The following is a 22,151-nucleotide window of genomic DNA, read 5'->3' on the forward strand; positions in this document are numbered from 1 at the left end:
CCATCAGTTCGGCAACGGCAGGGCAGTGAGCTCCGGCCACTCGTCCTTCCAACGCGCAGCCTTGGTCTCATAGACCTCCCGCGGAGCAAGAACCGAGTTGGGGCGCACGACCAGGTTGAACACGTCGGAAAGCCCGTGAGGCGCATATACACGCCACCCTGCATCGGGCTCCAGCCGGACACCCAGACAGCATGTCGTCGCGGCGAAGCAGCCGATCGCGGCCTCGGTGGACTCGTGCGGCGGACAGGGCACACCGAGCTTCCGTTCGTACCAGAGGTGCACGCGGGCTTCGTTAGGGGCGCGGGACCAACGGCTTCTGGTGCGACAACCACTGGTTCGGCCACTCCACGCCGGTGCCATGCGGCATGTCCTCCCCGACCGGCATGCCCATCACGTGGGAACTCGCGAACCCGAAGATCGACGAGCGGGAAGTGCTGGACGCGATGCGGGACCGCGAGCCGGATCTGGCCAACGGTCGGCCGGGGCTGTTGGTCATCGCGGACAAGGGCTTCGCCTCCAAGGAGTTCGAGGACGACCTCGCGATGGCTGCCGCGATCTGGCACAACCACAAGACCGACGCTCCCGTTCTAAGATCACTGACCGCATTCGATCACTGACCGCCACGCAGCCTTGCCCGTGCTCAACCAGCGACATGGTCTCGTCGGGCAGGGCTTTCACGGGTGGCCGCCGTCTGGCGCAGTCCAGCCCGCCACGCCGACACACGCCTCATTCCCTTCAGGGTCGGCCAGCACCCAGTTCGACGGCGCGTCGGCATCGTTCACCAGGCGGCCCCCAGCAGCGAGCGCCGCGGCTATCCGTGCCTCGGCCTGGTCGTACGGCACCCAGACGTCGATGTGAACCCGGTTGCGCTGCGGGCGTGGTGCGTCCATCTGCTGGAAGTAGAACGGTGCCCCGCGGCGGTGCGGGTCGACCAGGTCCTCACCGCTGTTCGCACGGTCCTGGTAGCCGAGCAGGGCACGCCAGAAGGGCACCACGTCGGGAACAGCGAGGGCGTCAACAGTGACCTGGACGGTCTGCACGGCGGACGGGTCGGCTGGAATGTCCAACGTGCGTGCCACCGCCGAGATCTGCCGGGCCAGCTCGATGTGCCGCTCGGTCAGCCCGTAGTAGTCGTCCGTGATCGTGATCAGCCGTACGGTCACGCCCTCGTGCCGCAGCTCGACGTCCGGGTGCCCGTCCCCCACGCCCGGCAACTCGCTGATCGCCTGCACGAGCCGGGCGCCGACCGTGAATGAACCGGTGCGGTAGTACGCGCACGCCCCCTCGCCCAGCACACGCCAGTCGGCGAGGCCGATGGTCTCGTGGAACTGCTGCGGCCTGATGCGCTCGATCCTGCCCTCTGCATAGGTCATGCGATCAACGTAGCGTGCAGGTCCGACAACTCCGTTCGGCCACTCGGTACTTCGGGGCTTCGCGGCCTTCGACGTCGACCCCGGCCTCGTACCGGGCGGCCACACCTCGATCACGATGAGCTGCTAGCACACGCCGGCCGCGACCGACGCGAACCCGCTGCCCGCCCCGGTGCTCTTCGACCGCTCACCGTCCACCTGACCGGTGCCATCGGCGCGACGGGGGGGCGCGGGTGACAGGGGCTGGCAGGCATGGGCGCGAGGGCCTGACCGGAGTCGGCCGACGTCGGCATACACTGCGCTGGCGGCAACCGGGGGCTCGGCGTTGGCCGGGGGCCGTGCACCAATCGGCCGGGCAGCGCTTCTTGAGGTGGATCACGTGACGTCGAGTGCGGCATCTCTCCTACCGGTCAACACAACCCTCGGCGTCCTGCTCGCCGTTCTGCTCTTGGTGGCGGCGGCGGTCGCGGGCTGGTTCCACCTCAATCCGCACCCCTACAAGGACCGGGCCCGGGAGATCCTCTTCGCCGGGCTTCGCGCCGCCGTCCAGCTCGCCCTGGTCTCCGTGATCGTCACCTGGGCCGTCAAGTCCGTGCCAGGGCTGTTGGCGTTCCTCGTCGTCATGTTCGGGGTGGCCGTCCGGACTGCGGGACGGAGAATCACCGGCAACCGCACCTGGTGGGTGACGGCCGCCCCGATCGCCGCCGGTGTGGTACCGGTCGTCGCGGCGCTGCTGCTGACAGGACTCGTCCCCCTGAAGGGCATCGCCCTGATTCCCGTCACCGGCCAGCTCATCGGCGGCGCCCTCACCGTGACCGTCATGGCCGGTCGCCGTGCCCTGGACGAACTGGCTCAGCGTCATGGTGAAGTGGAAGCCGCGATGGCGCTGGGGTTCCTGGACCGTGACGCACGGATGGAGATCGCCCGCCCCGCGGCCTCCGACGCTCTCCTGCCCGGCCTCGACCAGACCCGCACCGTCGGACTGGTCACGCTCCCGGGCGCATTCGTCGGCATGCTCCTGGGCGGGGCCAGCCCGTTGATGGCCGGAGCGGTGCAGTTGTTCGTCCTGATCGCGTTGATGGCCGTGCAGTCGATCGCAGTGGCGGTGACCCTCGAACTCATCGCCCGCCACCACCTGCACCGACCGGTGCCGGGCGCCGCGCGGATCGGCCCGCAGCGCACGGCCGGGCGGTCGACGGGGGCGCGGCAGGCGAGCCGTACGCCCTGAGCCCTTCGTCGTTGAGGCGTGCGGGGCCGGCGGCTCGGCACCGAGCGTCACCGTTGCTCACCTGTCGGCGCCCGGTCTTCGGCGCCGGGGTCCTGCGAGGTCTCGTCCCTGCTGCCGGTGGGGCTCAGTCGGGCGACCCCTTCAGGGCGGTGGAGTTGGCGCCGTCCGGGACGCTCTCGTCGGCTTCCACGTGGCGCAGCACCCGGAGGAGGGCCGGCGTTCCCAAGGCGTCGGCGAGTGTGCGCGGGCGTCATCGCCACGGTCTGTGCGTGAGGGCTGCGCAGGAGAGCCAGCCGGTGGCCAGCGGGTCCGCGTCGCCCGTGCGTGTCTTCTCCGGCCGCCGACGGGTCCTGAGCCGTCTGCTCGGGAACCGTATCGATCTCGATCCACATCCCGATCCCCACGCCTTGCGGCGCCGGCGCGGCACGTGGACGTCCGTATCGGTGCCGTGAGGGGAGGCTGGTCGCCGGGTGGACGGATTCCTACTGCGCGCTTGCCACCCGGTGCAGAAGGGAGGCCGGATGTCCGCCGGGCGGCGGGTCGGTCCGTCCGTCACACGCAGCGTGTGCGCGAGGCCGCTCGCGGCCGCTCGCGCCCGTTGCCGGGACCACCTGGAGCGGCCGCGTCCCGGCGCTCATTCCATGCACCCGGTGAGCTGGAGGTACGCGTGATGAGCCGAGGACAGCAGTTCGTCGGCTTCTCGCACGGGCCCGCAGCCCGTGACCCGGTACTCGCCACCCGACGAGAGCCGCGCGAAGGCCTGTGCCCACACGTCGGGCTCCGCGTGCCACCGCGGCAGATCACCCATGTCCACCAGGTCGACGAAGCATGGCTCCTCGGCGACGCACAGCACCTCGTCGACCGGGCGGTCCTCCGCCGCGAGATGCAGCACGGCCACCGGCCAGGCGGGAACGACGTCCCCCGGCACGGCGGGCTCACGCATCAGGACCAGTGCCTCAAGGAGACGGCCGTCGTCCCCAAGCGTGTCCGTGACGTGTCCTCGTCCCACCGGCCAACCGCCGGCACCACGCGCCTCGGGCTGTCCCTCCGGCGAAAGCCTGTCGGGTCCGTCGTCGCGCTTGATCGTGCTGCCGACGGTCGCTTCGACCTCGATCGCGATCCTGGGCATCGACGCCACCTCCATGCCGCCAGGTTGCTTGTTCCACTCAGAGGCCATCAGCACCGTCGAGGTGCGGTTGTGGCGAGCCCCATCGCCGTACGCGACCAGTGTCCCGCGCCCGCACCTTCGCCTCAACGCGGTACCGCCCGGATCGCTCTCATCGAGAGCCGGCGAGGTCATCGCGCTACGCTGGGTGTCTGCGGCAACCCGAGTCGCCGCGCGGCGGTGGGGCCCGCCGTACCCCAAGCGCGACAACGGCGCCGCCAACGGTCCCTGCTTGTCACATCAGTGCGCCCGACATCGGCCGGGCGCCGTGCGAGCGGGGGAACCACATGGGAGAGGCCCAATCCCGAGTGCTAGGCGAACCCACCGATCCCGGCATCGACCTTCACGTGCCCGCACAGCGCCGTGAGCGGCGGCGCGGGCAGTGGCCGATCATCGCCGCGGTGTCCGTCGGCGGCGCCGTCGGAGCCTCGGCCCGCTACGGTGCGGCCTTGCTGTGGCCGACGCCTGCCGGCACCTTCCCCTGGACGACCTGCCTCGTGAACGTGATCGGCTGCGGCGTCATCGGCGTGTTCATGGTGATCATCACCGACGTGTGGGCCGCTCACCGGCTGGTGCGCCCCTTCTTCGGCACCGGGGTCCTGGGCGGCTTCACCACCTTCTCCACGTACGCGGTGGACATCCAGCGCCTGGTCGACCAGGGTCACGCCACGACCGGGCTGGCCTATCTGGCAGCCACCATGCTCTGCGCCCTGGCAGCCGTGTGGACCACGGCGAACCTGACCCGCCGCGTGATCGAGTGGAGGCAGTCATGACGAGGCTCACCGGCACCGCACTGCGGGTGACGATCTTCATCGGCGAGAACGACACCTGGCACCACAAGCCGGTCTTCTCCGAGATCGTGCACCGCGCCCACCGGGCCGGACTGGCCGGCGCGTCCGTCTTCCGGGGCATCGAGGGCTTCGGCGCCACCTCCCTCATCCACACCAGCCGCCTGCTGTCGCTGAGCGAGGACCTGCCCGTCGCGATCGTCATCGTCGACACCGAGGACCGCGTCCGCGCCTTCCTGCCCCAGCTCGACGAACTGGTCACCGAGGGCCTGGTGATCCTCGACGAGTGCGAGGTCATCCGCTACGTCGGCCGCGACCGGAAGGACACCGCGTGAACTGGCTGCTGGTCATCATCGGCGCCATGGTCGGGGCCCCGCTGCGCTACCTGACCGACCGCACCGTGCAGTCCAGGCACGACACCGTCTTCCCCTGGGGCACCTTCACGGTCAACATGGTCGGCTGCCTCGTCCTCGGCCTGATCACCGGCGCCGTCGCGGCGGGCGGTGTCTCGTCGCACGTCCAGCTCCTGCTGGGCCCGGGGCTGTGCGGAGCGCTCACGACGTACTCGACCCTGTCGTACGAGACCCTGCGGCTGGCCGAGGAGGGCGCCCGCTTCTTCGCCGCGGCCAACGCGGTCGGCAGCATCGTCGCCGGCCTGGGCGCCGCCTTCACCGGAGCCGCGTTCGCCCAGGCGATCTGGGCCTGATCCCCTCCGCACACACACCATCCTCCCTGAGCCGCCAGGTCCGCCAGTGCGGTGAGTGGCGTCAGGAGGACCACGGGAGGTGCGCGATGGCCCACGATGTGGCATGGGTGCAGCCGACCCACTACGTGTCCACGAACCGGGCCGCTGGGGCGGGCTTGCGTCAGCTCATGCTCACCAAGACGTCCACCGGTGGCCGAAGACACCGAGCGCTGTGATGGCCGCACGCCGCTGCGCGAAAGTCGGTCCCGGGGTACGGCGCTTGTCATGCGTACACGTCACGGCCGCTGCCAGCGATGGTGAGTCGCGCCGAAAGGGTCCACGATGGAGATGACAGCGGAATGACACGCTAAACGGTGATCATGTGGTTGGACTGGTCATCGTCACATTTTTCTGGCGCCTTCCCCACTGCCTGAGCTGGTTCCCCCGCTGGGCGCGTCCCGAGCAGACGATCACTGGGACCAGTCCACGGCCACAGGGTTGCCGGGCCGAGGAAGATCGTGATGACTACAGAGGCTGAACTTCTCAAGACCGACGATCAGAGGCTTGAGGAACTGTTTCGCGCGAGTCCGGCCGGCGAGATTCCCAAGGGCCCGATGGAGGGCCGGGCGATCTTCCCCGATGCAGGCCCTGAAGGGGCGTGGCTGCTCGCCGGTCTGGTGCATCTGTTCGCGTGGCGCGGCAAGGTCTTCAGCCCGGACGGCTACCTCAGCAACCGCCTCACGCCGATGGACATTCTGTCCATCGTCGCCATGGTCGCTCCCGGCCCGAGCCTTCTGGACGAGCAGGAGTGCATCGTCATCGACTACTCCAACACGTCCCTGGTCTTCGGGGGCGTGCGCGATGAGATCCGTCAGGTCGGCCCGCATCTGTACTTGGGTCTGATCTGGCTGTCCGGCCGCAAGGTCGGATGGTTCACGCTGCGCGACCCGAACGACGCCGACGCTTAGGGCCGATCGCTGCCGACGCCTCGGCGCCCTGGTCACGATCGCACAGAGCGCCCCGCCGTCGACAGCGCGGCTCACTGCGAACGCTCGGCAAGACCCGTCGGAGCGTCAGACATCCGGCCTGAGGGCGGAGGTTCTGCATCGCGCCGACACGACGAAAGGCCCCGATCTTGCTTCCCCTCACCATGCGCCTCGGCAGAGCAACGCGGCGATTCTCGTGCGGCGTTGGAAGGACGGAGTTCTCACGGCACCGTTCAGGCATCGCCGTTGCGGCATCGGGCACCATGGCTCTGGCTCTGACGGGGCTTCCCGCAGCCACGACCCCCGGCACTCCGGCCCCGTTGCACGGAACCGTCACCAGCGCGGGAAAGCCGCTGTCCCACGCCACCGTCACCCTCTTCGCCGGAGACCCGCAAGGCGTCCGGACGTTGGGGCACGCCACGACCGACGCCCACGGGGCCTTCCAGATCCGACCCGGACAGCGCTCGGGCTCTGTGCTGTATGTCGAAGCCGCACCCACCGGGGACCGGTCGTTGCGTCTGCGCTCCGTCGTGGGATTCGGCCCCGGCGGCGCGGTCGCCCCGCGCTCCGAATCCGCGGTCACAGTCAACGAGTTCACCACCGTCGCCGCTGCCTACGCATTGGCCCAGTTCACCGACCAGCACGGCATCACCGGGCCGAGCCCCGGCCTGGAGAACGCCGCAGCCACGTCCTACAACCTCGCCGACCCGGCAACGGGCAAGCCCGGCAAGGTCGTCACCGACCAGAACAACGGCAGCAAGAACGACACCCTGGCCACCCTCGGCACCCTGGCGAACCTCATCTCGCTCTGCGCGCCGGGAGCGAACACCGGGAATTGCAAGGACATGCTGCTCCTGGCCACGCCGCAGGGCGACAGCACACCGGGGGACACGGCTCAAGCGGTGCTCAATCTTGCCCGCGACCCGAATCTGACCCCTACCAAGCTGTATGCCCTGGCCGGAAAGGCACACACGTACGGCCCCGCGCTCACCGCAGCCCCGTCAGCCTGGGTCCTGGCCCTCCACTACACCGCGCCCGAGGTCTACGCACCCGGCCGGATCGCCGTCGACGCCAAGGGCAACGTGTGGGCCACCGTCAACTGGTTGCCCGGAACGCGAAACCCCAGCCCCTACTTCACCGTGCAGGACCCGGTGGGCAAACCCGCCTTCAACAGCCCCATCAGCGGCGGTGGCATGAAGGCGGGCGCCTGGGGCCTCGCCATCGACCACCAGGGCTCTCTCTGGGCACCGAGCTACGCCGGTGATGCCATGGCGAAGTACTCGTCGACGGGGAAGGTCCTGTCGCCCAGCACAGGATTCAAGAACGGCGACCTCAACCACCCCCAGGGCACCGCGGTCGACCAGAGGGGAAACATCTGGGTCGCGAACTTCTACGGCCTCAAGGGCAATCGCGGTAAGGGAAGCGTGGTCGTCTACCCCCACGGTGACCCCTCCAAGGCGATCACCATCACCGGCGGCGGACTCGACCACCCGTTCTCCCTCCAGATCGACGGCTACGGCCGGGCCTGGGTCTCGAACGCCCGCTTCAACGGGGCGAAACTCCTGGACACGCGTGTACCGAAGGGCCATGCGGGCGGAAGCATCACCGTCATCGGTCCCGACTTCAAGCCGACTTCGTTCTCCCCCATCAAGGACGCCTCACTCGACTGGCCGCTCGCACTCGCCGTCGACTCCAAGAACAACGTGTGGGTGCCGAGCTTCGTCAGCAACTCGGTCACCGAACTCGGGCCAGACGGAAAGGTCTCCGGCGTACACAAACTGCCCACGGCCGTCGCTCCCTGGTCCGTGGCCATCGACGGTTCCGACCGCGTGTGGGTGGCCGGTTTCGGCGCCCCTTCTGTCTCCGTCCTGTGCGGCGTCAACACCAGCGCGTGCCCGCCCGGCTCTTCCACAGGGTCTGCGCTGTCGCCGCCCGACGGCTACCGCAGCAGGTCCATCCAGCACCTCACCGCCGTCCAGCTCGACCAGTCCGGCAACGTCTGGCTGGCCAACAACTGGTCCAAGGTCGTCCCACCCACCGGCGGCAACGGCCTGGTCGAACTCATCGGCGTCGCCACACCCGTCTGCACCCCCCTGAACCCCCTACCGGCCCGCCCGACGGCCACCAGCACAACCGCCTGCTCAACCCAGACCAGCATCCAGTCCAGATGACAATCGGTCTGCGTGTTCCGGCCGGCCGTGTTCCCGCGCGCGGGCGGAGCATCCGGTCACCGACCAGGCACGGTCTCCCGGTCGGCGAACACGCCTCGTGGAGAAGGGCGTTGCTCTCTGTCCTGGCCCGACCGACGCCCTTCACGATGCGCGTTTCAGGAATCGGGCTGCCGATCCCCCGCCGGCCGGGCTGCGGCGAAAGGTGAGCTGGTGACGGGGGCCGTTGCTGTGATGCGGACGGGCCGTTGGATTCGGCCCTTGACCAAGACGGAGAGCGCGAGCGCGGAGGACGCCGAGACGAGGCCGCCCAGGACCAGGGTGGAGCGGGCGCCGAAGGCGTCCGACACCAGGCCGACCAGCGGGGCACCGATGGGGGTGCCGCCGAGGAGGACCAGGAAGTAGACGGACATGACGCGGCCCCGCAGATGTGGGTCGGCGTGGAGCTGGGTCAGTGCGTTGGCGGTGGTGGTCACGATCACCGCGGCGAAACCAGTGGGGATCAGCAGGGCCATGAACGAGCCGCAGTCCGGCATCAGGCCCTGCGCGGCTTCCAGCGCCCCGAAGACGATCGTGGTGGAGATCAGACGGCGTGCGGTGGGGGGCTTGTCACGGCTTGCCCCGTAGATCGCGCCGATGAGGCTGCCCAGGGCGTACGCGGCGGAGAGGTAACCGAAGGCCGCGGCGCCCGTGTGGAAGGCCGTGATGGCGACGAGCGAGGTGGTGACCTGGAAGTTGAGGCCGAAGGTGCCGACGAAGGCGACGAGACTGATCGGCAGGAGCAGTTCCGGGGTCGAGGTGATGTGGCGGAAGGCGTCGCGCAGTCGGGTACGGCCGGGTGCCCGGGGCCGGCGGGGGCCCGGTGGGTCGTCCGTTCGGATGGTGATCAGGCCGTAGAGGACAGCCAGGTAAGAGGCCGCGTTCACGAGGAACACCGGGCCGGTGCCGAAGGCGGCGACGGTCAGGCCGGCGAGGGCGGGGCCGACGCTGCGGGCCACGTTGAACTGGGCGGAGTTCAGTCTGATCGCGGTGGCCACGCGCTCCCGGTCGACCAGTTCGGAGATGTAGGCGTTGCGGGCGGGGCTGTCCGCTGCGGTGGCGGTGCCGAGGGCGAAGGCCAGCACGTAGACGGACAGCAGGTTCACCGCGCCGGTGACGGTCAGCAGTCCGAGCAGGAGTGACTGCACTCCCATGGCCGTCTGGGTCACCAGCAGGATCCGTCGCTTGGGGTAGCGGTCGGCGAGGATGCCTCCGGTCAGGCCGAACAGGGTCTGCGGCAGGAACTGCAGTGCGGTCACGATGCCGACCGCGCTGCCGCTGTCGCCGGTGATGTGGAGGACGAGCAGGTCCTGGGCGGCACGCTGCATCCACGTGCCGATGTTCGAGGTCAACTGCCCGAGCAGGTAGCGGCGGAAGTTGCGGACGGCGAGTGTGGCCCTCACCGGCATGCGGGAGCCCGCGCTCATGACATGTGAGGGGCGTAGGTGCCGCCGACGGCGGACACCTCGGCATCGTCGAGGTGATGGAAGGTCGGGTGAGGGTGCATGAGGAACGCGTGGTGCGAGATGTTCCAGGCGTAGGCGCCGGCCATGGCGAAGGCGACTCGGTCGCCGACGCGCAGCCGCTCCACCATGACGCGGCGAGCCAGGACGTCCTTCGGCGTGCACAGCTGTCCGACCAGGGTCACCGGCTCGTCACGGGCCTCCGGCCGGTCCCAGGGCCGCGGCCACACGTCGTCGGGAATCACCTCGAAGGGCTGGTCGTGCTGTTTGGCGGCCGGAGTGCGCAGATGGTGGGTGCCTCCGCGCAGCACGGCGAACGCCTCCCCGTGGCTGGACTTGATGTCCAGGACCTGGGTGACGTACCAGCCGCAGTACGCGGTGACCGAACGGCCGGGCTCGATCCGCAGCGTGAGGCGAGGGTGGCGGGCCAGGATCCGGGCCAGTCCCGCGCCGAACGCGGACCAGTCGAACACCCTGTGGGGGTGGGCGTAGTCGACGCCCATGCCCCCTCCGACGTTCACCTCGGCCAGGTCGACTCCCCGTTCGTGGGCCCAGCCTTCGGCCCAGGTCAGGATCTTGTCGATCAGGGCCAGTTGGGCCTGGGACTGGAGTCCGCTGGCCAGGTGGAGGTGCAGGCCGCGCAGGCGGATGCGCGGGTCGTCGGCGATCAGCCCCCGGCAGCCGTCCAGTTGTGCGGGATCCATGCCGAACGGGCTCGGGTGTCCGCCCATGGCGAGGGCGACATGGCCCAGGTCGACGGGCAGGTTGACGCGCAGGAGGACGTCGGCGCTCCGGTCGCCCAGCAGGGCGGTGAGAAGGCGTAGTTCGTGTTCGCTCTCGATGTGCAGGCGCTCCACTCCGGCTTCCAGTGCCCGGGCCAGCTCTGTCTGCGTCTTGCCGGGGCCTCCGAAGGCGAGCGGCGCATCGGGGACGAGCCCGCTGACGTGGCTCAGTTCGCCACCGGAGGCCACCTCGAATCCGTCGACGTACGCGGCCAGGGCGCGCAGGATCCGGGGATCGGAGTTGGCCTTGGCCGCGTACAGCAGCTCGGCGCGTTCGGGCAGCGCGGCCCGGATGGCGTGCACGTGCTCGCGCAGGGCCGGGAGGTCGTAGACGTACGCGGGCAGGTCGTCGTCGGTCAGCCGGCCGACGTGGTCGAGCAGTACGGGCCTCACCGGATCACCTCCCGGGGAAAGTCCGCGCCGAGCAGGCTGGGCAGAGGAACGTAGGTGGCATGCCGGTCGGCCTGGCGGGCCCAGCGCAGCAGGAGGTTGGCCTTGGCGGGAAGCGGTACGCCCGACAGCAGGGCGCGCAGGCGCGGCGGTTCGGCGGCGGTGCGGGCGTAGGTGGCCAGGTGGTCGCGGACCAGACCCCAGAGGGCGGGTTCCAGCGTCGGCTCGAGGTCGGCCAGGGCGCTGAGGACTTCGGCGGTGTGGTTGACCAGGAGGCAGTACGCGACCCGGTTCCAGCCGCGCTCGGGATCGTAGGTGAGGGGGCCCCGGACGTCCTCGGGCAGATCGGCAAGGGTGTGCCGGTGGTGTTCGGCCAGGAGCTTGGTGCCCTCCAGGTCGCGGAAGAGCATCTGTGCGGGGGTGCCGTCGGGGTGCACGCCCACGACGACGTTCTGCAGGTGGGGTTCCAGGACGACGCCGTGTTCGAAGTAGGCGGCCAGCACCGGTGGCAGCAGCAGTCGTAGGTACGCGTCCCACCAGGCCAGGACGTTCCCGTCGCCGCGGGCGAGCAGATGGGAGACGTGGGCTGTGCTGGTCGGGTACTCGTCCGCCACCGCGGCGGCGAGCAGGGGTGTCACTCCGGGACGCAGATGCCGGCGCAGTCCGGAGCGGACGATGACGCCGAGGCCCTCCAGGAGTTCCCTCTCGGCAGCGAGCGTGCGGTAGCCGGGCTCGGCCAGCAGCGCACACCCGGGGAAGCGGCCGGCGAGGTCGGCGAAGACGGGCTGGAGCAGGCGGTTGAGGGAGACGGCGCCGGGCAGCTCGTAACTGGCGTGTTTGCGCAGACAGTTGGTGAGGCGGACGTTCAGGCTGAACTTCAGGAAGGTGTCGCTGTCGGGCTCGTACAGCGTGCGCACCGATGCGGTCGGCACCAGCTCCGGTCCGCTCACTCCGGTGTCGACGACATCGCCGACGGCCACTGCCTCCCGTAGCCGGTCGTGGCCCTGCAGCAGCCGGTACTGCCAGGGATGCACCGGCAGTATCGCGAATCCCGGATCGGACGCCGGGCACAGCGCCTCCATCTCCTGCAACTCGCCCTCCTCACGCACGAGATGGCGGCGCACGGCCAGGTGGCGCAGGCGGAAGCGCGCGCCGGTCTCCGGGCCGTACGCCAGCCAGTCGGCCGGGTCGCCGGTGCGGGACTTGGGGGTGGGGTGGAAGCGATGGCCGAAGACGAGGGACTGTTCCGACGCAACGTACGGATCCGGGTGCGGCGAGGCGTCCGCCCGCTCTTCGAGCGCGGTGCGGATCGTCTCGCGGCTGTCGGCGACCTGGCTCAGGAACTCCTCGTTGGCGACACCCGTACGCAGTTCCAGTTCTTCCTGGATGTATCCGGCCAGCTCCTTCCAGCCGACTGTCACCCAGGCGTCGTCGTCGAGCCGCTGCACCGGCCCTTGGAAGCGGTGGGCTCCGATCAGCGAGACCCTGCGCAGCGGGGAGCGCAGCAGGATGCCCCGCCGGGGCAGACGTAGCAGGAGGTGGTCGTCGTCGACCGTCACCTGATGCTCGGGGGCCGACACCTCGCGGATCAGGCAGTTGAGCAGCGTGTGGGCGGTGACGGTGTCGGCTGTCGTCACCGGCGTGCTTGCGCCGATCGGTGTGGCGTGGGTGGCGGTGCCGGTGCTCATACGGTCGCTCCAGGGGGACAGCGGTCGGTGCGGGGAATCAACGGCAGGACGCCAGGGGGTTGGGGACGGGCGTCCACTGGGCCTTGCCCGGGTTCTGGGCCAGGCGCATCGCGACGGTCGCCTTCAGCGGCATCGTGTCGCCGAAGAAGGCCGCCGCGTCCTCCCGGTCCGGCAGGCCGGCGTACACCCGGTGGCCGACCTCGGCCACCGCGCCCCACAGCGCCCGGGGGTCGGCCGCCCGTGTCCGGCTGAGGACGGCGACCAACTCGGTGAAGACTCCGTTGACGAGGCCGCCGAAGAGTTTGGTACGCAGCGCGTCCACGTCGTCTCCCGCGCGGGTGCCCAGCAACGGCGGCAGAACGAAGCCGCACCGGGCCAGGCGCCGCGGGCTGACCCGCACGCCGTCGAGATCCCGGTACAGCACCCGCACCGGCCGCCCGTCCCGCAGTACGACCAGGGTGTTCTGGCCGTGCGCCTCCAGCGCCACGCCCATGGACAGCAGCGTCAGCGCGGGCGGCAACACGAGCCCTGCGAAGTCCGCCAGCCAGCGCACGGGGTCACCCGACACGACAGCGGCTCCGGTCGCGTGGACGGCGGTGAGCGGAACCGCGATCTCTCCGGCGTCGACGTAGCACTCGGTCGACTCCCGGATCATCGCGGCCAGGCTCTCGCAGGGCTGTCCGTCCACGCGCACCGCGCCGCCGCCCAGCTCCCGCAGGATGCGCAGGCTGCCGCGATACCCGGCCTTGTCGATGACGGCCGCGACCAGGTCGGACAGCAGGGGCCCGTCGGCGACCTCGGCCGGGGAGATGGTGCGCCGGTAGTTGGTGACCTGCACGTCGAGTGCCGTCTTGATGTGGCAGCCCGGCAGGACGTCCAGCGGGGCGAGGGTACGCAGCGACAGCAACGGCCGGGCTGGGATCGTCTCCTCCACGACGGCCAGGTCGGGGTGGTGCGCGAGCATGTGGTCCCGCTGCCAGGGGTGCAGCGGGAGGAGGATCGTGTCGCCGTCCCGCAGTCGCCACGGCCAGTCGCCGGACCCCTGCCAGCGGTCGGCCGGGACACGGAGCAGCGCCAGCCGGACGACGGGGTGGTGCTCGGGAGCATACGCCAGCACGTCGTCGATCGACATGCCGGTGCGTGTCCGGCAGCAGGGATGCTGCGGGTGACCGTCGACCACCGTCTGCTCGGCATCCGCCGAGTCCTTCGGCGGGATCCTTTCGCCGGCGTTCGCGGCCCTGGCCAGGGCCAGGTTGACCACGCTGTTGTCCAGTTCGGCCGCCAGTCGCTCCGCCGCGGGGGTACGCAGGCCCAGTTGCGCCAGCAGCTCCGCCGGCCCATGGATCGGCCCCTTCGGACCCGATACGGCGAAGTCGTCGGGCACCTCGGCGAACGGCCGCGCGCTGGATTCGGCCGCCGAGAGTGCACCGCCCCGCCGCAACTCGACCACGAGGGCGCCGGACTCCCGGCGATGCCCGGTCACGCCGGGCAGCGGCTCCCGTACGAAAGCGCCCCACAGGCGGGCGAGCACGGTGGCACGTGCTCCCGGCAGCGCGGTCGTGAAGGGTGCCACCAGGTCCGGGTGTGTGCGGCGTAGTTCATCAAGGGGCATGGACATGGATATCCCAGGTGCTGGTGGTCGGGGCGCTCGGCGTGCGGTGCTCCGGTGGCACCGGCCGGGCAACCGACACTATGGGAAGACGATCAAGCGCATTGCCAGGACACATGCAGCGGGGATCCCGGAATCCTCCGATGAAGCGTTTTTCCTTCCTCACCTCCAGCCGAATCCGCCGAGAGGGATTCCCCGTCATGCGGCCCGGCCCTTCCCCGTCTTTCGGCTGTCACCTGGGGGAATGAGACGCTGCCACTCGCGGCCTTAACTCCGGGCTTACTCTCCGCTGTCCATGCCCTGGATGTCGTCGTCGTGCCGCGCTTCGGCGGCTACGCCGACCGTGGAGGATCACCGGCTTGAGGGAGACTACGGCGTTTGCGCCACACCCATGGGCCCAGGTCTGTGAGCCTTTCGCCATGCATGTCTTGCTGATCGAGGACGACGACCGGGTGGCCGGACCGTTGGCGGAGGGACTGCGCCGTTTCGGATTCACCGTCGAACACGCCAGAAACGGGGCCGACGGCCTCGCCGCGCCGGAGGCGGAGATGGTGCTGCTCGACCTGGGGCTCCCCGACATGGACGGCATCGACGTCTGCCGTGCCCTCCGCTCCCGCTCGTCCGTGCCGATCATCATGATCACTGCCAGAGACGACGAGGTGGACCGGGTACTCGGTCTTGAGCTGGGCGCGGACGACTACGTCTCCAAGCCGTTCGGCGTACGGGAACTCGTCGCCCGGATCCGTGCCGTGACACGCCGCGCCCGGCCCCTCGTGCCGGCCACCCCGCGCGAGGAGCCGCCGCCCTCAGCTGACCTGGTACGGCAACCATGGACGTCCCGCATCCACCGGATCGGCCCGCTGACCATCGACCATCGCACCCGTCAGGTACGCCTGCACGAGGCGCCCATCGCCCTCGCGCCCAAGGAGTTCGACCTGCTCGTCTGCCTCGCCGAGGACCCCGGAGCGGTCTGCTCCCGCCGGCAGATCCTCGACACGGCATGGGAACCCAACTTCTTCGGCCCCACCAAGACCCTCGACGTCCACATCGCCGCGCTGCGCCGCAAACTCGGTGACGCGGCCTGGATCGAGAACATCCGCGGAATCGGCTTCCGCCTGGTCCCCCCGGCGCACACCGACGCCACGTCCTCTGCGGAACCGGCGCGCGGCGGAGAGCCCCGGTGACCCGTCGCCTGCTGCTCAGCCATCTGAGCCTCATGCTGTTCGTCCTGCTCGCGCTCGAAGTTCCCTTCGGCATCCTCTACGCCCGCAGCGAGCTGTCCCGCTTCTCCCATGCGGCGCAGCAGGGGGCGATGACGCTCGCCGAGGTCTGCGAGGACAAGATGGAGCACGGGCTGACGGCCGACCTGCCCGAACTGGCCCGCGCGTACGGGCAGCGCACCGGCAGCCGGGTGCTCGTCGCCGGGAACAGGGGCACCGTCCTGACCGACACCGCTGCCCGTGCCCCGGTCGGCAGGGACCTGTCCGCCGAGCCGGACATCTCCACCGCACTGCGCGACCAACCCGCCGTCAGCACCCGAAGCGAGCCGTCCACAGGCCGCGGGGTCCTCATCGTCACCGTGCCGGGTGGTTCCGACGCCACCGTGGCCTGCGTGGTGCGCACGGTGTATGCGCTGGGCCCGCTCACGGCGAGGGTCCACGCCACCTGGCTGGTCCTCGCCGCCGTCGGGCTCGGGGTCCTGGCCGCCGTCGCCCTGATCGGCTTCGCGCTCGCCCGCTCGATCACCCGTCCCGTCCAGGCCCTGGAACGCGCCACCGCACAACTCGCGGAAGGCCGCATCACCGATCCGCCGGCCGCCGATCACGGGCCGCCGGAACTGCGCAGGCTCGCCGCGTCGTTCACGAGAACCGCGACCCGGCTCCAGCACCTGCTCCAGGCCCAGCAGGCGTTCGCCTCCGAAGCCTCCCACCAGCTGAAGACTCCCCTGACCTCACTCCGTCTGCGCCTGGAGAACTTCGAGCCGCACCTCGCCCCTTGCGCCCAGGACAGCCTCGACAAAGCACTCGGGGAGCTGGAGCGGCTCAGCCGTATGGTGCAGGGGCTGCTCGCGCTCGCCCGGCTGGAGAACTCCGCGACCAGGCCGGAGGCCGTCGACGTCAACGCCGTCGTCGCGGATCGCGCGGCCATCTGGGCGGCCTTCGCCGATGAACAGCACGTCGACATCATCGCCTCCGGGACGGAAGCCGTATGGGTGTGGGCCGTCCCGGGAGCACTGGAGCAGATCATCGACAACCTGCTCTCCAACGCGCTGCGCGTGTCCCCGCCGGACACCTCCATCACGCTCGCAGCCGCCACCACCGCGAGGGAAGGCAGCCGCACCCCTGCCATGGCCGAACTGCATGTGGTCGACCAGGGCCCCGGCATGACGGAGACAGAACGGCACAGAGCCTTCGACCGGTTCTGGCGGGCCCCCGACGCCGACCACGACGGCACCGGCCTCGGCCTGCCGATGGTCCGGCAACTCAGCCGCGCCAGCGGCGGTGAGGTCACCCTGGAGGCAGCCCCCGGCGGCGGGCTCGACGCCGTCGTGCGACTCCGGTGTGCCGAGAGCCGCACTCGTCAGGAACTCGGCAGCACCCCTGCGGACGCCGACTCCGCAGGCCGCCCATGTCTCCACACCACCCACAGCGCCGCTGTTCACCGCCCTTGAGGGACCGGCCCTGGTGTTGCCGCCGTGATCGGTGTCCACCGTGGCCGGATGCCGCCCTCGGGTGCGTACCGAGGCAGGCATCCGTGTCTCACCCGTTCGTCCCGGCACGCTCGCTCGACCCACGGCTCGCACGGGGCGGCGGCACGTCACCCGACCGGCCGGTGGGCGGCCGGACGCCCACAATGGAGGCATGACTGTGACTGGTCGCTGGCAGTTCTGGATCGACCGAGGCGGCACCTTCACCGACGTCGTGGCGGTGACGCCGGACTCCGAGGTGGTCAGCCGCAAGCTGCTCTCGGAGCGGCCGGAGGTGTACCGGGACGCGGCGGTCGCCGGGATCCGGCTGGTGCTGGGCCTGGAGGCGGACGAGCCGATTCCGGCCGGCCGGATCGAGGTCGTGAAGATGGGCACCACCGTCGCCACCAACGCGCTGCTGACGCACAACGGCGAGCCGACCGTCCTGGTCACCACCCGGGGCTTCCGAGACGCCCTGCGCATCGCTTACCAGAACCGCCCGCGCATCTTCGACCGTCGCATCCTGCTCCCGGAGGCCCTGTACGAGCGGGTGATCGAGGTGGACGAGCGGGTCGGTGCGCGCGGTGAACCCGTCCGCCCGCTCGACGCGGACGCCGCGCGGGAAGCCCTGGAGTCGGCGTACGCGGACGGTTTCCGGTGCGCCGCGATCGTCTTCCTGCACGGCTACCGCTACCCGGAGCACGAGGCCGCCGTCGCCGAGGCGGCCCGCACGACCGGCTTCTCACAGGTCAGCTGCTCGCACGAGGTGAGCCCGCTGATCAAGCTGGTGCCTCGGGGCGACACAACCGTGGTCGACGCCTACCTCTCGCCCATCCTGCGCCGCTACGTCGACCAGGTGGCTGCCGAACTGAGCGGCGTGCGGCTGATGTTCATGCAGTCCGGGGGCGGGCTGCGCGAGGCGGGCCACTTCCGCGGCAAGGACGCCGTGCTCTCCGGCCCGGCGGGCGGCGTCGTCGGCATGGCCCGCGCCGCGAGCCGGGCCGGGCACACCCGGGCCATCGGCTTCGACATGGGCGGCACCTCGACCGACGTGTCCCACTACGCGGGCGAGATCGAACGGATCCTGGGCACCCAGGTGGCCGGGGTGCGGATGCGGGCGCCGATGACCGACATCCACACCGTCGCCGCGGGCGGCGGCTCGGTCCTGCACTTCGACGGCATGCGCTACCGCGTCGGCCCCGACTCGGCCGGTGCCGACCCCGGACCCGTCTGTTACCGGCGCGGCGGGCCACTGACCGTGACCGACGCCAACGTGATGCTCGGCCGGATCCAACCCGCCTTCTTCCCCCGGGTGTTCGGCGAGACCGGCGACCAGCCGCTGGACGCGGGCGCGGTCCGGGCCCGCTTCACCGAGCTCGCCGAGGAGACCGCCGCCGCGACCGGGCGGCGCCGTGCCCCGGAGGAGGTCGCGGCGGGCTTCCTCGACATCGCCGTACTCAACATCGCGAACGCGGTGAAGAAGATCTCCGTCCAGCGCGGCCGGGACATCACCCGCTACGCGCTCGTCGCCTTCGGCGGCGCGGGCGGCCAGCACGGCTGCGCGGTCGCCGACCGGCTCGGCATCGACACCGTCCTGATCCCGCCGCTCGCCGGGGTGCTCTCCGCGTACGGCATCGGGACGGCGGACGCGGTCGCCCTGCGCGAACGCTCCCTCGAAGCCGCCCTCGACCGCCCGGACACCGCGGCTCGTGTCGAGGCCGTCCGTGCCGAGCTGGCCGAGCAGGCACGCACCCAACTGCACGAGGACGGCGTACCGGAGGACACCGTACGGACCACCGCACGCGCCCTGCTGCGGTACGAGGGCACCGACTTTTCGCTGCCCGTGCCGCTGGGCGCGGCGGACGACATGCGGGCCGACTTCGCCCGCGAACACCGCGACCGCTACGGCTTCACCATGGCCAAGCCCCTGGTGGTGGAGGCCGTCGCAGTGGAGGCCACCGGCTCCTCCGGCCCCCGCACCCCCGCCGCGCCGGTGCTGCCGCCGCGGAGCGGCCAACTCCAACCGGCCGCCACGGTACTGATGTTCACGGAGGGCCGCCGGCAGTCCACGCGGCTGTACCGGCGCGAGGACATCCGCGAGGGGGCCGTGATCGAGGGCCCGGCGATCGTCGCCGAGGCGGACGGGACCACGGTCGTCGATCCCGGCTGGCAGGCCACGGCCGACGAGCACGGCGACCTCGTCCTCACCCGCTCCCGGCCCCGCCCGACCCGGACGGCGGCCGGCACCAGCGTCGACCCGGTGCTGCTGGAGGTCTTCAACAACCTGTTCATGTCCGTCGCCGAACAGATGGGCGTACGGCTGGAGAGCACCGCCCACTCGGTCAACATCAAGGAGCGCCTCGACTTCTCCTGCGCGCTCTTCGATCCGGACGGCAACCTCATCGCCAACGCGCCGCACATCCCGGTGCATCTGGGCTCGATGGGCGAGTCCATCAAGGAGATCCTGCGTCGTAACGAAGGCTCACTGCGGCCCGGCGACGTCTACGCCGTCAACGACCCGTACCACGGCGGCACCCATCTACCCGACATCACCGTGGTCACCCCGGTCTTCGACGACGCCGGCGACACACTCCTCTTCCTGGTCGCCTCGCGCGGCCACCACGCCGAGATCGGTGGCATCAGCCCCGGATCCATGCCAGCGTTCAGCACCACCATCGACGAGGAAGGTGTGCTCTTCGACAACTGGCCGCTGGTCCGCGACGGACACTTCCGCGAGGACGAGACCCGTCGCCACCTCACCGGCGCCCGATACCCCTCCCGCGACCCGGACACCAACCTCGCCGACCTGCGCGCCCAGATCGCCGCCAACGAGAAGGGCATCCACGAACTGCGGCGTGTCATCGACCAGTTCGGCCTCGACGTCGTCCACGCCTACATGCGGCACGTCCAGGACAACGCCGAGGAATGCGTACGGCGCATCATCGCGACCCTCGACGACGGCGAACACCGCTACGAGACCGACAACGGCGCCGTCATCCAGGTCACCCTGCGCGTCGACCGTGAACGGCGGTGCGCCGTCCTGGACTTCGCCGGTACCTCACCCCAACAGCCCGGCAATCTGAACGCGCCCACCTCGGTCGTCATGGCGGCGGTGCTGTATGTCTTCCGCACCCTGGTCGCCGACGACATCCCGCTCAACAGCGGCTGCCTGAAGCCCCTCGACGTGCGCATCCCCGCCGGTTCCATGCTCTCCCCCGCCTTCCCGGCCGCCACCGTCGCCGGGAACGTCGAAACCTCCCAGGCCGTCACCGGCGCCCTGTACGCCGTCCTGGGCACCCAGGCCGAGGGCTCCGGCACGATGAACAACGTCTCCTTCGGCAACGACCGCGTCCAGTACTACGAAACCGTCGCCTCCGGCTCCGGCGCGGGCGAGGGCTTCGACGGGGCGGACGCCGTGCAGACCCACATGACCAACTCCCGCCTCACCGACCCCGAGATCCTGGAGTGGCGCTACCCCGTACGCGTGGAGGAGTTCCGCATCCGCGAGGGCAGCGGCGGCGCGGGCCACTGGCACGGCGGCCGCGGAGTGGAGCGCCGGATCCGGTTCGCCGAGCCGATGACGGTGGCGGTCGTCTCCGGCCACCGTCGCGTCCCGCCCTACGGCATGGCCGGCGGCGCACCCGGCGCCCTCGGCGAGAACCTGATCGAACGCGCCGACGGCCGCACCGAGCGGCTGCGCGGCTGCGACACCGCGGACGTCACCGACGGCGACGTCCTGGTCATCCGCACTCCCGGAGGGGGCGGCTACGGACATGCGGGCGGCGGGGTGCCCGCCCGGTGACGTGTCCGGTGCACCACGGCTGTCGGCGGATGCCGGGGCTTCCCTGACCGCTTCGCCGCCCATGCACCGAGCCCCATCACACGGCGATGTGCATGCTCATGTCCGTCAGTCCCCCTGTTGCGTCGATCGTCGAGCGTGGCGAGGGCCGCGTCGACGCCGGGCACGGCCGCGCGCTCAGCCGCCGCAGGGACCGCAGCAGGGGCAGGTCCCCGGGGTCACGGGCGGGTACCGGCAGCGGAGGGGGTCGCGGAGCGTGCCGGGTCGGCCGACGGCTCCACCGTGCGCGAGGGTGGGGTGGGGGTCGAGGGCCGGTGTTCTGTCGGGGTTGTGGAGGGGGCGGCTGAGGGTGAGGCGGTGGTGGCCGGGGGGCGGGGAGGCAAGGTCGTCGTATCCGTCGAGGGGCGGGGGCTGGGGCGAGGGGTGGCACTCACGGGACCCGACTCGGCCGGAGTCGGCGGGGCCGTGGGGCTGGTCGCGGGGGGCGGGGCGAGGGGGGCCGTCGGGGAGGCGGGGGCCTGGTGGGTGGTGTGCAGCAGGGGTAGGGCGAGGAGGGCGGCGACCGTGCAGGTGGCGCCGGTTGTGACGGCTGCGCGCAGGATGCGGCGGCGGGCGGCGCCACGGCGGATCTCCTCGTACCGGCCGGGGGGCGGGGCGAGGTGCTCGGAGGGCGGGCGCATGATGAGGGCGAGGGGGTCGTCGGGTTCGGAGTCCGGCCCGTCGTCATTGAATGTGATCAAGGCTTCTCCTCAGGTGGGCGCGGAGCAGTTCGCGGGCCGCGTGCAGGTCGGCCTTGACGGTTCCTTCCTTGCGCCCGGTCAGCACGGCCACCTCCCGGATCGGCAAGTCAGCGTAGTAGTGCAGAAGGGTCGGTATGCGCAGTCGTTCGGGGAGTGCCTGGACGAGCAGGCGGACCGAGGGGTCGGTCTGCTCGGTGGGCGGGCGGACGGATTCCTCGACGGTGGCGCGGCGCATGGCCTTGCGCTCGCGCTCCAGGCGGCGCCAGTGGTCCCGGACGATGTTGGCGGCCGTGACGTAGAGGAACCCCCGGGGCTCTGACACGGACGTCCAGCGGGCCCAGAGGCGGGTGAACGCCTCCGAGGCGATCTCGTGGGCGGTCTCGTCGTCGTCGACCAGACGTCGGCACCAGCCGGCCAGGCGCGGGTAGAGAGCGGCGAACAGCTCTGCTGCCGCCTTCTCGCGGGACCGTTTCAACGCTCTCCATAGGGGGTGAGGGCCCTCGTCGCGCCCGGGGGCGCGGGGCGCCCGTGGGGAAAGACCCCGGACCGACGGCGTACGTTCCAT

The 22,151-nt window shown here is 70.8% G+C and carries 17 protein-coding genes, 2 pseudogenes and 1 riboswitch; of the genes and pseudogenes, 10 read left to right on the top strand and 9 right to left on the bottom strand.

Annotated elements, in window-relative coordinates; translation table 11 throughout:
* Positions 1-3: 3 nt before the first annotated feature.
* Positions 4-294 (bottom strand): annotated as a pseudogene (locus AC4OXY_RS02445) (nucleotidyltransferase family protein); the annotation flags it as partial.
* Between the two features lie 20 nt (positions 295-314).
* Here AC4OXY_RS02445 and AC4OXY_RS02450 point away from each other — a divergent pair.
* Positions 315-617: pseudogene (locus AC4OXY_RS02450) on the top strand (hypothetical protein); the annotation flags it as partial.
* A 57-nt stretch (positions 618-674) separates the two neighbouring features.
* On the opposite strand, the gene AC4OXY_RS02455 reads toward AC4OXY_RS02450, so the two are convergent.
* Positions 675-1,373 carry a 4a-hydroxytetrahydrobiopterin dehydratase gene (locus AC4OXY_RS02455; RefSeq protein WP_491993014.1) on the bottom strand — a complete coding sequence of 233 codons (699 nt, stop codon included), beginning with the start codon at positions 1,371-1,373 and terminating at the stop codon, positions 675-677.
* Positions 1,374-1,749: 376 nt separating this feature from the next.
* Between AC4OXY_RS02455 and AC4OXY_RS02460 the strand changes: the two genes are divergently transcribed.
* A complete protein-coding gene (locus tag AC4OXY_RS02460; protein ID WP_491993015.1) occupies positions 1,750-2,598 on the top strand; it encodes an ABC transporter permease in 849 nt (282 codons plus the stop codon).
* 634 nt (positions 2,599-3,232) lie between these two features.
* On the opposite strand, the gene AC4OXY_RS02465 is transcribed toward AC4OXY_RS02460, so the two are convergent.
* Positions 3,233-3,727 carry an inorganic diphosphatase gene (locus tag AC4OXY_RS02465; protein ID WP_362823458.1) on the bottom strand — a complete coding sequence of 165 codons (495 nt, stop codon included), beginning with the start codon at positions 3,725-3,727 and terminating at the stop codon, positions 3,233-3,235.
* Positions 3,728-3,758: 31 nt separating this feature from the next.
* A riboswitch (Fluoride riboswitch) is annotated at positions 3,759-3,823 on the bottom strand.
* A 227-nt stretch (positions 3,824-4,050) separates the two neighbouring features.
* Between AC4OXY_RS02465 and AC4OXY_RS02470 the strand changes: the two genes are divergently transcribed.
* The 5 genes from AC4OXY_RS02470 (at position 4,051) to AC4OXY_RS02490 (ending at position 8,393) form a co-directional block, all read left to right on the top strand.
* Positions 4,051-4,536 carry a fluoride efflux transporter FluC gene (locus AC4OXY_RS02470; RefSeq protein WP_356025048.1) on the top strand — a complete coding sequence of 162 codons (486 nt, stop codon included), beginning with the start codon at positions 4,051-4,053 and terminating at the stop codon, positions 4,534-4,536.
* Positions 4,533-4,886: a DUF190 domain-containing protein gene (locus AC4OXY_RS02475; protein ID WP_356025051.1), complete on the top strand. Its 354-nt coding sequence runs from the start codon at positions 4,533-4,535 to the stop codon at positions 4,884-4,886. Before AC4OXY_RS02470 ends, AC4OXY_RS02475 begins: the two co-directional genes overlap by 4 nt.
* Complete coding sequence (gene crcB / locus AC4OXY_RS02480; RefSeq protein ID WP_491993016.1) at positions 4,883-5,257, top strand: fluoride efflux transporter CrcB; 375 nt, start codon at positions 4,883-4,885, stop codon at positions 5,255-5,257. Before AC4OXY_RS02475 ends, crcB begins: the two co-directional genes overlap by 4 nt.
* Positions 5,258-5,757: 500 nt before the next feature.
* Complete coding sequence (locus tag AC4OXY_RS02485) at positions 5,758-6,204, top strand: hypothetical protein (RefSeq protein WP_356025123.1); 447 nt, start codon at positions 5,758-5,760, stop codon at positions 6,202-6,204.
* A 281-nt stretch (positions 6,205-6,485) separates the two neighbouring features.
* On the top strand, positions 6,486-8,393 hold the full coding sequence (locus AC4OXY_RS02490; protein WP_491993017.1) for an NHL repeat-containing protein: 1,908 nt from the start codon (positions 6,486-6,488) through the stop codon (positions 8,391-8,393).
* A 155-nt stretch (positions 8,394-8,548) separates the two neighbouring features.
* On the opposite strand, the gene AC4OXY_RS02495 is transcribed toward AC4OXY_RS02490, so the two are convergent.
* The 4 genes from AC4OXY_RS02495 to AC4OXY_RS02510 are packed head-to-tail and all read right to left on the bottom strand — an operon-like array spanning position 8,549 to position 14,325.
* The gene (locus tag AC4OXY_RS02495; protein WP_491993018.1) at positions 8,549-9,856 is read right to left on the bottom strand and encodes an MFS transporter; all 1,308 of its coding nucleotides are present in this window, start codon (positions 9,854-9,856) and stop codon (positions 8,549-8,551) included.
* Positions 9,853-11,067: a type III PLP-dependent enzyme gene (locus tag AC4OXY_RS02500; RefSeq protein WP_491993019.1), complete on the bottom strand. Its 1,215-nt coding sequence runs from the start codon at positions 11,065-11,067 to the stop codon at positions 9,853-9,855. The genes AC4OXY_RS02495 and AC4OXY_RS02500 overlap by 4 nt, the downstream gene beginning before the upstream one ends.
* A complete protein-coding gene (locus AC4OXY_RS02505; RefSeq protein ID WP_491993020.1) occupies positions 11,064-12,752 on the bottom strand; it encodes an IucA/IucC family protein in 1,689 nt (562 codons plus the stop codon). The genes AC4OXY_RS02500 and AC4OXY_RS02505 overlap by 4 nt, the downstream gene beginning before the upstream one ends.
* Before the next feature lie 37 nt (positions 12,753-12,789).
* A complete protein-coding gene (locus AC4OXY_RS02510) occupies positions 12,790-14,325 on the bottom strand; it encodes an IucA/IucC family protein (protein WP_491993021.1) in 1,536 nt (511 codons plus the stop codon).
* A 455-nt stretch (positions 14,326-14,780) separates the two neighbouring features.
* On the opposite strand from AC4OXY_RS02510, the gene AC4OXY_RS02515 reads away from it, so the two are divergent.
* The 3 genes from AC4OXY_RS02515 (at position 14,781) to AC4OXY_RS02525 (ending at position 20,849) form a co-directional block, all read left to right on the top strand.
* Positions 14,781-15,545 (top strand): response regulator transcription factor, encoded by a 765-nt coding sequence (locus tag AC4OXY_RS02515; RefSeq protein ID WP_362823450.1) that lies wholly within the window; start codon positions 14,781-14,783, stop codon positions 15,543-15,545.
* Positions 15,542-17,032, top strand: coding sequence for a sensor histidine kinase (locus tag AC4OXY_RS02520; protein WP_356025071.1), 1,491 nt, complete (start codon positions 15,542-15,544; stop codon positions 17,030-17,032). The genes AC4OXY_RS02515 and AC4OXY_RS02520 overlap by 4 nt, the downstream gene beginning before the upstream one ends.
* Positions 17,033-17,228: 196 nt before the next feature.
* Positions 17,229-20,849 carry a hydantoinase B/oxoprolinase family protein gene (locus tag AC4OXY_RS02525; RefSeq protein ID WP_491994771.1) on the top strand — a complete coding sequence of 1,207 codons (3,621 nt, stop codon included), beginning with the start codon at positions 17,229-17,231 and terminating at the stop codon, positions 20,847-20,849.
* Between the two features lie 215 nt (positions 20,850-21,064).
* Here the strand turns inward: AC4OXY_RS02525 and AC4OXY_RS02530 are convergent, their stop codons facing one another.
* Both AC4OXY_RS02530 and AC4OXY_RS02535 read right to left on the bottom strand, forming a co-directional pair.
* Positions 21,065-21,586: a hypothetical protein gene (locus AC4OXY_RS02530; protein WP_402066343.1), complete on the bottom strand. Its 522-nt coding sequence runs from the start codon at positions 21,584-21,586 to the stop codon at positions 21,065-21,067.
* On the bottom strand, positions 21,570-22,061 hold the full coding sequence (locus AC4OXY_RS02535; RefSeq protein ID WP_356025076.1) for an RNA polymerase sigma factor: 492 nt from the start codon (positions 22,059-22,061) through the stop codon (positions 21,570-21,572). The genes AC4OXY_RS02530 and AC4OXY_RS02535 overlap by 17 nt, the downstream gene beginning before the upstream one ends.
* Between the last annotated feature and the right edge of the window lie 90 nt (positions 22,062-22,151).

This window comes from Streptomyces sp. HUAS MG56, from assembly GCF_058673395.1.

Coding starts and splice junctions, on each gene's coding strand:
- AC4OXY_RS02455 (WP_491993014.1), bottom strand. CDS start 1,373: ATGACCTATGCAGAGGGCAGGATCGAGCGCATCAGGCCGCAGCAGTTC.
- AC4OXY_RS02465 (WP_362823458.1), bottom strand. CDS start 3,727: ATGCCCAGGATCGCGATCGAGGTCGAAGCGACCGTCGGCAGCACGATC.
- AC4OXY_RS02470 (WP_356025048.1), top strand. CDS start 4,051: ATGGGAGAGGCCCAATCCCGAGTGCTAGGCGAACCCACCGATCCCGGC.
- AC4OXY_RS02475 (WP_356025051.1), top strand. CDS start 4,533: ATGACGAGGCTCACCGGCACCGCACTGCGGGTGACGATCTTCATCGGC.
- AC4OXY_RS02485 (WP_356025123.1), top strand. CDS start 5,758: ATGACTACAGAGGCTGAACTTCTCAAGACCGACGATCAGAGGCTTGAG.
- AC4OXY_RS02490 (WP_491993017.1), top strand. CDS start 6,486: ATGGCTCTGGCTCTGACGGGGCTTCCCGCAGCCACGACCCCCGGCACT.
- AC4OXY_RS02495 (WP_491993018.1), bottom strand. CDS start 9,856: ATGAGCGCGGGCTCCCGCATGCCGGTGAGGGCCACACTCGCCGTCCGC.
- AC4OXY_RS02505 (WP_491993020.1), bottom strand. CDS start 12,752: ATGAGCACCGGCACCGCCACCCACGCCACACCGATCGGCGCAAGCACG.
- AC4OXY_RS02515 (WP_362823450.1), top strand. CDS start 14,781: ATGCATGTCTTGCTGATCGAGGACGACGACCGGGTGGCCGGACCGTTG.